This window comes from Castellaniella sp. (assembly GCF_034007085.1).
Taxonomy (GTDB): domain Bacteria; phylum Pseudomonadota; class Gammaproteobacteria; order Burkholderiales; family Burkholderiaceae_B; genus Castellaniella.
Genome location: NZ_JAVERO010000016.1, coordinates 1 through 10,786, shown reverse-complemented (window position 1 = coordinate 10,786; position 10,786 = coordinate 1). Strand labels below are relative to the sequence as shown.

The 10,786-nt window shown below is 62.7% G+C and carries 11 protein-coding genes; 8 read left to right on the top strand and 3 right to left on the bottom strand.

What is annotated here, in order from left to right:
* Positions 1-3: 3 nt before the first annotated feature.
* From RBR29_RS03015 to lpxC, 4 genes are all read left to right on the top strand, one after another.
* Positions 4-807 carry a cell division protein FtsQ/DivIB gene (locus tag RBR29_RS03015; RefSeq protein WP_320347107.1) on the top strand — a complete coding sequence of 268 codons (804 nt, stop codon included), beginning with the start codon at positions 4-6 and terminating at the stop codon, positions 805-807.
* Complete coding sequence (ftsA, locus tag RBR29_RS03010; RefSeq protein ID WP_320347105.1) at positions 804-2,030, top strand: cell division protein FtsA; 1,227 nt, start codon at positions 804-806, stop codon at positions 2,028-2,030. Before RBR29_RS03015 ends, ftsA begins: the two co-directional genes overlap by 4 nt.
* 75 nt (positions 2,031-2,105) lie before the next feature.
* Positions 2,106-3,275, top strand: coding sequence for a cell division protein FtsZ (gene ftsZ / locus RBR29_RS03005; protein WP_320347103.1), 1,170 nt, complete (start codon positions 2,106-2,108; stop codon positions 3,273-3,275).
* Positions 3,276-3,528: 253 nt separating this feature from the next.
* A complete protein-coding gene (gene lpxC / locus RBR29_RS03000; protein WP_320347101.1) occupies positions 3,529-4,452 on the top strand; it encodes a UDP-3-O-acyl-N-acetylglucosamine deacetylase in 924 nt (307 codons plus the stop codon).
* 33 nt (positions 4,453-4,485) lie between these two features.
* Here lpxC and RBR29_RS02995 read toward each other — a convergent pair whose 3' ends face one another.
* Positions 4,486-4,950 carry a DciA family protein gene (locus RBR29_RS02995; protein WP_320347139.1) on the bottom strand — a complete coding sequence of 155 codons (465 nt, stop codon included), beginning with the start codon at positions 4,948-4,950 and terminating at the stop codon, positions 4,486-4,488.
* Between the two features lie 19 nt (positions 4,951-4,969).
* Here RBR29_RS02995 and RBR29_RS02990 point away from each other — a divergent pair, with 19 nt between their 5' ends.
* Both RBR29_RS02990 and secA read left to right on the top strand, forming a co-directional pair.
* A complete protein-coding gene (locus tag RBR29_RS02990) occupies positions 4,970-5,986 on the top strand; it encodes a M23 family metallopeptidase (protein ID WP_320347099.1) in 1,017 nt (338 codons plus the stop codon).
* Positions 5,987-6,079: 93 nt separating this feature from the next.
* The gene (secA, locus tag RBR29_RS02985) at positions 6,080-8,830 is read left to right on the top strand and encodes a preprotein translocase subunit SecA (RefSeq protein ID WP_320347097.1); all 2,751 of its coding nucleotides are present in this window, start codon (positions 6,080-6,082) and stop codon (positions 8,828-8,830) included.
* A 394-nt stretch (positions 8,831-9,224) separates the two neighbouring features.
* Here secA and RBR29_RS02980 read toward each other — a convergent pair whose 3' ends face one another.
* Together RBR29_RS02980 and RBR29_RS02975 are read right to left on the bottom strand one after the other, a co-directional pair.
* On the bottom strand, positions 9,225-9,575 hold the full coding sequence (locus RBR29_RS02980) for a hypothetical protein (protein ID WP_320347095.1): 351 nt from the start codon (positions 9,573-9,575) through the stop codon (positions 9,225-9,227).
* A gap of 54 nt (positions 9,576-9,629) precedes the next feature.
* Entirely contained in the window at positions 9,630-10,016 is a 387-nt protein-coding gene (locus RBR29_RS02975; RefSeq protein ID WP_320347093.1) for a hypothetical protein, read from the bottom strand.
* Positions 10,017-10,127: 111 nt separating this feature from the next.
* Here RBR29_RS02975 and RBR29_RS02970 point away from each other — a divergent pair, with 111 nt between their 5' ends.
* Positions 10,128-10,412, top strand: coding sequence for a helix-turn-helix transcriptional regulator (locus RBR29_RS02970; RefSeq protein ID WP_320347091.1), 285 nt, complete (start codon positions 10,128-10,130; stop codon positions 10,410-10,412).
* A 148-nt stretch (positions 10,413-10,560) separates the two neighbouring features.
* The coding region (locus tag RBR29_RS02965; protein ID WP_320347088.1) for an AbrB/MazE/SpoVT family DNA-binding domain-containing protein at positions 10,561-10,786 on the top strand (226 nt) is incomplete at its 3' end.

The window sequence follows — 10,786 nt, the reverse complement described above, 5'->3', positions numbered from 1 at the left end:
GACGTGTTCGCCGAAGCTCGACTGACCAATCTGATTGCCAACCTGCTGGCGCTGCTGGCGGTGTTGTCGATCGTGGTCGGCGCTGTGGTCTGGACCATCCGGCGGCCCTATTTCTCGATTGCCCGGATCGAACTGGCTCCGGTGGCCGGCTCGACCTTGCAGTACGTCACACCGCTGAGCCTGCAGACTGCGCTGGCCGGTCAGGTGAAGGGGAATTTCTTTCTGATGGATCTCGATGCCGCCCGGCGCCGCATCGAGGCGGCGCCCTGGGTGCGGCATGCCATCGTCCGGCGTGTATGGCCGGCGACCTTGCAGGTGCGCATCGAGGAGCAGCAGCCGTTGGCCTACTGGAACGAGAACCAGATGATCAATACCTGGGGCGAGGCCTTCACGGCCAATCAGGGTGAACTGCCCGATGGCCTGAATTTGCCTCAACTGAATGGCCCGGTGAATTCCGAACGGCTGGTGGTGCAACGCTATGCCGAGATCGCCCGCTGGTTTGCGCCGCTGGGCCTGAACGTGCGCGAGGCCACCCTGACCCCACGCTATGCCTGGGAGGTCACGTTGTCCGATGACGTGCGCCTGACGCTGGGCCGGGATCCGGCCGCCGATGTCGCGGATCCCCATGGCCGTTCCGGCGCCTTGCCGTTTGCCGCCCGCATCGAGCGTTTCGTCCAGGCCTGGCCCGAACTGACCCGGCGGCTGGGCGGCCGCATGATCGCCAGCGCCGACCTGCGTTATCCGAATGGCTTCGCCATCACGTTGTCCCCTGAAATTTCAGCCCCATCCCGATCGACCAGACCATGACCCGTGACATCAAAGACCTGATCGTTGCACTCGATATCGGCACCAGCAAGGTGGTTGCCGTTGTTGCCGAAATCCTGCCGGACGGTGGGTTCGATGTATTGGGCCTGGGGCAGCATGAATCCGAAGGCATGCGCAAGGGAGTGGTGGTCAATATCGAGTCCACCGTGAATTCGATCCAGCGCGCACTGGAAGAAGCCGAATTGATGGCCGACTGCAAGATTCGCGAGGTCTATACCGGAATCGCCGGCAACCATATCACCAGCTTCAATTCCAGCGGCATGGTGGCGGTCAAGGACAAGGAGGTCACCGCCACCGATGTGGCGCGTGTGATCGAGACGGCCAAGGCGGTCAACATCCCGACCGATCAGCAGGTCCTGCACGTGCTGACACAGGAATTCATCGTTGATGCGCAAGAGGACATCCGCGAACCCATCGGCATGAGCGGCATGCGTCTGGAGGTGCGCGTGCACATCGTCACGGGCGCGGTCAGCGCGGCCCAGAACATCGTCAAGTGCGTGCGGCGGTGCGGCCTGGAAGTCCAGGATCTGATCCTGCAACCGCTGGCCTCCAGCCTGTCGTGCCTGACGGCCGACGAAAGGGAACTGGGCGTGGTGCTGGTCGATATCGGTGGCGGGACCACTGACATCGCCATCTACACCGGCGGTGCAATCCGCCATACATCGGTGATCCCGATCGCAGGCGATCAGGTGACCAGCGACATTGCCGCCATGTTGCGCACGCCGACACCGGATGCCGAGGAAATCAAGCTGCGCCATGGAATTGCCAAGCAGGCGCTTGTGGATGCCGAGGAAATGATCGAAGTGCCGGGCCTGGGGGATCGCCCCAATCGCAGCGTCAAGCGCCAGGCCCTGGGTGCCGTCATCGAACCGCGCATGGAGGAACTGTTCGGTTTCGTGCAGCAGGTGGTGCGCGAATCCGGCTACGAAGAACTGTTGTCGTCCGGGGTCGTGCTGACCGGCGGGACGGCGCTCATGCCGGGCATGGTGGAACTGGCCGAGGATGTGTTCCTCAAGCCGGTCCGTGTCGCCGTGCCCATGTACGAAGGAAGTCTGGCCGACGTGATGCGCAATCCGCGTTTCTCGACGGTGATGGGCTTGTTGACCGAGGCGCGCATGCAGCGGGCTCGCGGTCGCAAGGTGGCGCAACAGAAGGGAACGGTCAAATCCATTCTGGCGCGCATGAAGGAGTGGTTCATGAACTGAGGCGGCGACAAGGCCGCCCTGGGAATGGGCTTTTCAGGGGAAGTTGTTCGTTTTCCGTATGTGAGGGAATCAATCATGATGAATTTCGAAATGCTGGATACCAGCAGAAGCGGCACCGTGATCAAGGTCGTCGGTGTAGGCGGGGCAGGCGGCAATGCCGTGTCCCATATGATTCGTTCGGGCGTGCAGGGTGTGGATTTCATCTGCGCCAACACGGATGCCCAGGCCTTGGCGACCAGCGAGGCGCCGGTCCAGATCCGCCTGGGCCGCACTGGCCTGGGCGCGGGAGCCAAGCCCGAACAGGGCCGCGCTGCCGCCGAGACGGCGCGCGAGGAGATCCGCGCGGCGCTCAATGGCGCCCACATGGTCTTCATCACCGCTGGCATGGGCGGCGGAACCGGGACAGGGGCCGGTCCTGTGGTGGCCGAGGTCGCCAAGGAACTGGGCATCCTGACGGTGGGAGTGGTGACCAAGCCGTTCGTGTTCGAGGGCAGCAAACGCATGCGCATGGCCGAGGAAGGCATCCGCGAACTGTCGCGTCACGTGCATTCGCTGGTTGTGGTGCTCAATGAGAACCTGTACGAACTGATGGACGAAGATGCGTCCCAGGAAGACTGCTTCCGCGCGGCAGACGACGTGCTGCACAATGCCTGCGCCGGGATTGCCGAGATCATCAATGTCGAAGGCAATGTCAACGTCGACTTCGAGGACGTGAAGACCATCATGGGCGAGCAGGGCCAGGCCATGATGGGCACGGCCGTGGCCGCTGGCGCTGATCGCGCCCGCATCGCCGCCGAGCAGGCGATCGCCTGCCCGCTGCTCGAAGGCGTGGACCTGCACGGTGCGCGTGGCGTTCTGGTCAACATCACGGCCAGCCGTTCGCTGAAGATGCGCGAAACCCGCGAGATCATGGATACGATCGGCAGCTATGCTTCGGCTGACGCCACCGTGATTTTCGGCACGGCCTACGACGAATCCATGGGCGAGAACCTGCGCGTCACGGTGGTGGCCACCGGCCTGGGCGCCGTGGCGGCCAAACCGCAACTGGTATCGAACAACGCTGAACTCCAGCGTACTGGCACGGACAACATGCCAATCCGGGCGGGTCACGATTTTTCCGGGACGGATATGCCGTCGGTGATGCGTGATCCGCGCAGCCACGCCTCGGCCCAGGTCCGGGCACTGGAGACGGCCGGCATGGATCATTTCGACATTCCGGCCTTCCTGCGCAAGCAGGCCGACTGACCCGGCCCGCTTCGCGCACAACCTCACATCGCGGCTGTCGTACCGCAGTTCGCGGCGCCTGGCGCGTCTTCCCCTGCCCCTGGGGGAGGACGCGCCTTCGCTTTGCGTATCCGGGAGCCGGAAAATGTCCTGGCGCAGGCGCCGGGTGCATCGCAGACAAGGATCGTGGAAAACCCGAATATTGATTACAATCGGGGGATCGGGCAATGTGGGCTATGCCTCACAGGGCCGTCCCTACGTCGCGAAAAATCCCATGCTCTTGCAGCGCACCATCAAACAGTCCGTGTCCACCACTGGGGTTGGACTGCATTCCGGCCGCCGTGTGGAAATCACCTTGCGTCCGGCCGAACCCAATACCGGCATCGTGTTCCACCGCGTTGACCTGCCGGAAATCGTCGATCTGCCCGCGCGCGCCGATGCGGTGGGCGATACCCGCATGGCTTCCGTGCTGCAGCAGGGATCTGTGCGCGTGTCTACCGTCGAGCACCTGATGTCGGCCCTGGCCGGCCTTGGGGTGGACAATCTGCATGTCGATCTCGATGCCGAAGAAGTCCCCATCATGGACGGCAGCGCGGGGACCTTCGTCTATCTGCTGCGCAGCGCCGGTCTGGTCGAACAGGCCGCGCCGAAACGCTTTCTGCGGGTGCTCAAGCCCGTCGAGGTCCGCGAAGGCGATGGCCCGGCGGCCAAATGGGCGCGGCTGGAACCCTATGATGGCTTTGCCTTGTCTTTTTCGATCGATTTCCGCCATCCGGCCATCGATTCCACGGCCAACGTCGCCGAAATCGATTTCGCCCGGGATTCCTACGTCAAGACGGTCGCTCGGGCGCGCACCTTCGGCTTCGCCAGCGAGGTCGAGGCGCTGCGTTCCATGGGCCTGGCGCGTGGCGGCAGCCTGGACAATGCCATCGTCATGGACGAATACCGTGTCCTGAATGCAGATGGCTTGCGCTATGACGACGAATTCGTGAAACACAAGATCCTCGATGCCATCGGGGACCTGTATCTGGCTGGCAAACCGCTGGTGGCGCGGTATGTGGCCTGCAAATCGGGCCACGGCCTGAACAATCAGCTGGTGCGTGCCTTGCTGGCCCGGCAGGATTGCTGGGAATTGATCAGCTACGAATCGCACGATGTCGCCCCGGCTGCCTTCACGCGTGACTGGCAATTCGCCTGAACCGGCCCTGCCATTGCCGGGCGAGATGCTGTTTCACGAGCGATGGTGGCGCAGCAATCGGCCGATGGCATCCGCCAGCGGGCCTGGCGCGACCTGGCGTTGCAGACCCTCGAAGGACTGCAGGGCCGTCTCCCCCAGGGGTTGAACCATCCGTTGGGGTTTTTTTGTCCAGACTCGACCCATGGCGGCGTCGATCCGGACGACAATGTGTTCGACAGGCCAGCCTGCATCCCGGATCCTGCGGGCAGCGGCTTCGGTCGTCTGGCGCAGCCGGGCAGCGTGCGCGGGGCCGGGAACCATCACGACGATTCGTGGTCCATCGATCCGGGCGACCCGGACCTGGCGCGCCAGAGAAGGCGGCAGCGTGCCGGCCAGCACCGCCTGGACGGCCAGCAGTTCGTGCGCTGTGCGCATCATATGCGCCCCTTGGGGGGAACGGCCCAGCCATTCGTGGGCTGGTGTGCCGGACGATCGGTCCCGCCGGGGCGGTGTCGCCATGGACATGAGGAGTTTTTGAGTGACGAAATCGAAACGCGCTGCTCGCGCGGCGCTTTGGCTGCATTCTAACGCGCGGCTCCTGCGGGGGCTGGGGGGACTGTGCGCCCTGGCGCTGGCGGCTTGGGGCGGGGCCCAGTGGCAGGCCTGGCGCGCACCGGCCCTGGGACCGGGCCAGCGCGAGGCGATCGATACCCGATTGCGGCAGGATTCGGCGGCGTTACAGGGCAGTATCGCAGGCCTGGCAGGCAAATTGGGTGAATTGCAGGGGCGCGTGCTGGCTATGGAATCGGTGCGCGCGCGCGTCGCCCAGGCCGCTGGCCTGGACTATACGGCCCCGGAACTTGTGACGGATTCCTCTGTGGTTGCCAGCGGGCCGGCCAGCAGTGGTGCCCTGGCGGATGACGTATCGGTGATGGATGACATTCCCGCGCAATCGCTGTCGGCACCCGCGATCGGTTCGGCGGAATTGCTGGGCCGGCACATCGATGCGCTGGGTCGCCGCCTGGAAACCCAGGAAGACGCCTATGCCCTGGTGGATGCGGCACTGTCTCGCCAGGCGGGTTTCCAGGCCAGCCTGCCGACTCTGTCGCCAGTCGACTATCCGGCGCTCAGTTCGTCGTTTGGCTGGCGCCGCAATCCGGTCAGTGGCCGCTACACCATGCACGAAGGCCTGGATTTCGTTGCGCCGCGCGGCGCGCCCATCCGGGCGGCCTCTGGTGGGCTGGTGACCCGGGCGGGATCCTGGCATGGTTATGGACGCATGGTGGAAATCGACCATGGCAACGGCTTGCGGACTCGCTATGCCCATGCGTCCAGCCTGCTGGTCAAGACGGGGGACATCGTCCGCCAGGGCCAGTTGATTGCCCGGGTGGGCAGCACGGGCCGGTCCACAGGGGCGCATCTGCATTTCGAGGTGCGGATGGCGGACTATCCCCTGGATCCGTCTCTGTTCATCCAGGAAGGGACCCGCACACGCCTGGCCCTGGGGCCATCCGGGCAAGCCGGACATTCAGCGGGCACTTCTGTGCTGCGTTAAACTGCAGTGTTTGCCTGCGGTTGCCATGGGGCGGCCGCGCTTCACAATTTTCCGGTGCCCGATCTTTGTTCGGGCCCGCAGCGACAACACACTATGGTTTCTCTGCTCAAAAAAATCATCGGCAGCCGCAATGACCGGCTGCTGAAGCAGTACCGCAAGCAGGTTGCGCAGATCAATGCGCTCGAACCTTCCATGCAGGCCCTGTCCGACGACGAGCTGAAGGCCAAGACCGATGAATTCCGGCAGCGGATCGCGGACGGCAAGTCCCTGAATTCCTTGTTGCCCGAGGCCTTTGCCGTCGTGCGCGAGGCCAGCCGGCGCGTGTTTGGCATGCGTCATTTCGATGTCCAGATGCTGGGCGCGATTGCCCTGCACAACGGCAAGATCGCCGAAATGCGCACCGGCGAGGGCAAGACCTTGATGGCGACGCTGGCGGTCTACCTGAACGCACTGGATGGCCGTGGCGTCCATGTGGTGACGGTCAACGATTACCTGGCCCGCCGGGATGCCGAATGGATGGGCCGGCTCTACGGTTTCCTGGGCATGACGGTCGGTGTCGTGGTGCCGCAGCAGGACAACGAGGAAAAACGCGCCGCCTACCGGGCCGACATCACCTATGGCACGAACAACGAATACGGCTTCGACTACCTGCGCGACAACATGGAATTCCGCCCGGAAGACCGCCGTCAGCGTGGGCTGGCTTACGCCATCGTCGACGAGGTGGATTCGATCCTGATCGACGAGGCGCGCACGCCGTTGATCATTTCCGGCCAGGCCGAGGACAACACCGAGCTCTACATCCGCATGAATGCGGTGCCGCCCCTGCTGACGCGCATGGCCGAAGAGCCCAAGCCCCACGAACCCGAGCCCGAGGGCGATTTCTGGGTCGACGAAAAAGCCCAGCAGGTGCACCTGTCGGAAGCCGGCCAGGTCAAGGCCGAGGAAATCATGGCGCGCCAGGGCATCCTGCCCGAAGGCGAATCACTGTACGATCCGCGGCATATTTCGTTGATGCATCACCTGCTGGTGGCTTTGCGGGCGCACAATCTGTTCCACCGGGATCAGCAGTATGTCGTCCAGGATGGCGAGGTCGTCATCGTCGACGAGTTCACGGGCCGCCTGATGGCGGGCCGCCGCTGGTCCGACGGCCTGCATCAGGCGGTCGAGGCCAAGGAAGGCGTGCGCATCCAGAACGAGAACCAGACGCTGGCTTCGATCACGTTCCAGAATTATTTCCGTATGTACGACAAGCTGTCGGGCATGACGGGGACGGCCGATACCGAAGCCTACGAGTTCCAGGAAATCTATGGCCTGGAAACGGTCATCATCCCGACCAACCGGCCGATGGCGCGTCAGGACCAGAACGACCAGGTGTTCAAGACCGACGCAGAAAAATACCGGGCGATCCTGGCCGACATCATCGATTGCCACAAGCGCGGCCAGCCGGTGCTGGTGGGCACGACCAGCATCGAAAATTCCGAATTGCTGTCCAACGCGCTGAAAAAAGAAGGCCTGCCGCACGAGGTCCTGAACGCCAAGCAGCATGCCCGCGAGGCCGAAATCGTCGCCGAGGCCGGTAAGCCCGGTCACATCACGATTGCCACCAACATGGCGGGCCGGGGCACGGACATCGTGCTGGGCGGCAGCGTGGACAAGCAGATCGACCTGGTGCGCGCCAATCCGGACCTGTCGCCCGAGGATAAGGAAGCCCGCATCGCGGCCATCCGTGCCGAATGGGCGCCGGCCAACGAAGCCGTCAAGAAGGCAGGCGGTCTGCGCATCATTGGCACCGAACGCCACGAATCGCGGCGCATCGACAATCAGTTGCGCGGTCGCGCCGGCCGCCAGGGTGATCCGGGCTCGTCGCGTTTCTATCTGTCGCTGGACGATTCGCTGATGCGGATTTTCGCCGGCGATCGGGTGCGCGCCATCATGGAACGCCTGCGCCTGCCGGAAGGCGAGCCGATCGAGGCGCGCATGGTGTCGCGTTCGATCGAATCCGCACAGCGCAAGGTCGAGGGTCGCAACTTTGACATCCGCAAGCAGTTGCTGGAATACGACGATGTGGCCAATGACCAGCGCAAGGTGCTCTATGCCCAGCGCAACGAGGTCCTGGAAGCAGAATCGGTAGCCGATACGATCGCCAATCTGCGCGATGCGGAAATCACTGCCGTGTTCCGTCGTTTCGTCCCTGAAGAAACCATGGAAGAACAGTGGGACATCCCGGGCCTGCAGTCGTCCCTGGAATCCGACTGGACGATCGCGCTGCCGCTGGCCGAAATGCTGGAAAAGGAACCGAACCTGACGGACGATGACCTGCTGGAACGGGTGTTGGCCGAGGCCCGGCGGTTGTATGACGAAAAGGTTGCCTTGGTGACGGAAGCTGGCTGGCGACCGTTCGAGCGTTCGGTGCTGCTGCAGTCGCTGGACACGAACTGGCGCGCCCACCTGGCGTCGCTGGACCATCTGCGCCAGGGCATCCATCTGCGCGGCTATGCGCAGGTGGATCCGAAGCAGGCCTACAAGCGCGAGGCGTTCACGCTGTTCTCGGACATGCTGGACCGTATCCGCAACGAAACGATCCGGGTGCTGATGACGGTGCGCATCCAGTCGCGCGAACAGGTGGAGGTCGAGGAACCGGCGTCCCCGGTGGAAAACGTGCGCTACCACCACGCGGACTACGACGCGGCCTTGCGCGGCGAGGACCTGGGCCTGGACGAGACGCCCGCCACTGGCCAGAAGGCGGCGACGCCGGCCGGCGCGATCCCACGCGTGGGGCGCAACGATCCCTGCCCGTGCGGCAGCGGGAAGAAGTACAAGCACTGCCACGGGCAGTTGAAGTAAGTCTTTCTGTCGATGATGAAAAGGCCGGGCGTTGTGTCCCGGCTTTTTTCATTGCTGATGTGGGGGGGCGGGGTCTCTGGCCGCGTTTCGGTCTGGGGTGTCGGCCGTCGGTGTTCTTTTGTGAGACCTCGGCGTCGTCCTGTGGCCGCCCCGGACGCAGGTCGTCCGGTTCCGGCTGCGCCGGAACTGCCCGGCCGCCAGCCCGCCATCGGGGCGTTCGCCAAACTCGCGGGGCGGTCAGTCCCCCGGACTGACCGCAAGCGTCCCGCTCGAACAGTGGCTCACTTGCCTCCCCGCTGGCTGGCTTCTGGCCAGCGGACTCCAACAGCGCCCGGTGCGGCCACAGGACGCCGCCTGCCGAGGAAGGTGGGTGGCAGGTGCTTCACACGAGATGCTAATTTGAGAATGATTGTTGGAAGGTTTTGAGATCCATCGCAATGCCTTCACCAATCAGCAGATCCAAGAGCTTCTGTTGGGCTTCCATTCGGGTGGACCGGTTTAGCTGAACTGAGATGCGCGCGCTCTTCAGTAATTCTTGAGTGATCACGTGTTTAGGGAAGCGGCGCAATTTTTCGGAACGAGATTTAAGCTCGCTAAGATACAGCGTCATTTGATGTGGTGGTAGCGAGTCAAACCCACCGCCAGCCCCTGCAAAGGCACCGATCTTTGTGCGGACAACAGCCTCAAAGATATTAGTCATCTTGGTTAGGTGGTGTCCGAGGATGATTTTTTGAATAAAGTTCATTATGGTCTTCGCAGTTCTGTTCTGTGATCTATCTGGCTAATTTATTCTGTCAGATTATTCTTTTGGTTCATGCAATTCGCTCGAAGGAGTTTTCTCCACGGGCTTTTCTGTGGGCATGCACCCCTTATCCTGGTAAAGCGCATGTAGCCGCTTGTATCTTGCTTGTGCCGCCTTGGCCTCGACTGAGTGGGCATTACCCGTGTCCATGAAGAACCATGGAACCAATAAGAAGGCACCAGCGATTCCGAGTCCGACATTCTTCGCGACCTGGCCGGTGCCTCGCGCATCGCTGTCCGCGCGTTCGGTTTCCATATCCTGCATTTCGTTCTCGATGGAACGGCAGCTCATGTTTTCATCGCCAACCTGCGATGTCTGCACGGGATTCGGGGTTGTGTGGGCGCATGCGCTGAGCAGCGCCGCCACATTGATTGCCGCGATCATTTTTGAGAGTTTCGAGGGCCGTGCGTGTCGGCTCTGGCAGGTCATGACGATATTGTTCTTGTAGACAGTTGTCCGTAGACCATAGTCTACAAAACTAGCATCTTCCCTGCAATGGGACCGCCTCCAAAAGGAACGCTCGAGAAAACGTTCGGTGACGTGCTGAGGTCGCTGCGGAATGCGCGCGGCATGTCGCAAGAAACACTGGCCTTCGAGGCCAATCTCGACAGAACATTCATCTCCATGCTGGAGCGAGGTCAGCGCTTGCCCTCCATTGCGACCGTCTTGGCCCTGTCCGGACCGCTCGGGCTCACAGGCGCCGATCTGGTCGGACATGTCGAAGCGGCGCTTGCAAGCTCACGGGATAGTCACCCAGTGCGTCCTTCCGCCAGCCGGTGATGCGGGGCTTGAGCATGCTTGATGAGGCGTCTCTTGTGCCGCAGGTGAATGACGGGCGACGATCCCGCATGTAGATACGGGTGTTGATACTTGCGTAGGGATTGCCTATACTTCATAGGTATCTACATTTGTTTCTACGGAGGTCGCCATGGCGCTTCAGATCCTCAAGAAATGGGGTAACAGCCCGGCGGTCCGCCTGCCCACTGCGATCATGGAAGCGGCGCAACTGACACTCGAGCAGACCGTCGAAGTCCGTGTTGAAAACGGCCGTATCGTGATTGAGCCTGCTGCACCGGTCTATCAACTGGACGATTTGCTGGCGGGCATCACTGCCGAAAACCGGCATGGCGAACAGGACTTTGGTGGTCCCCTGG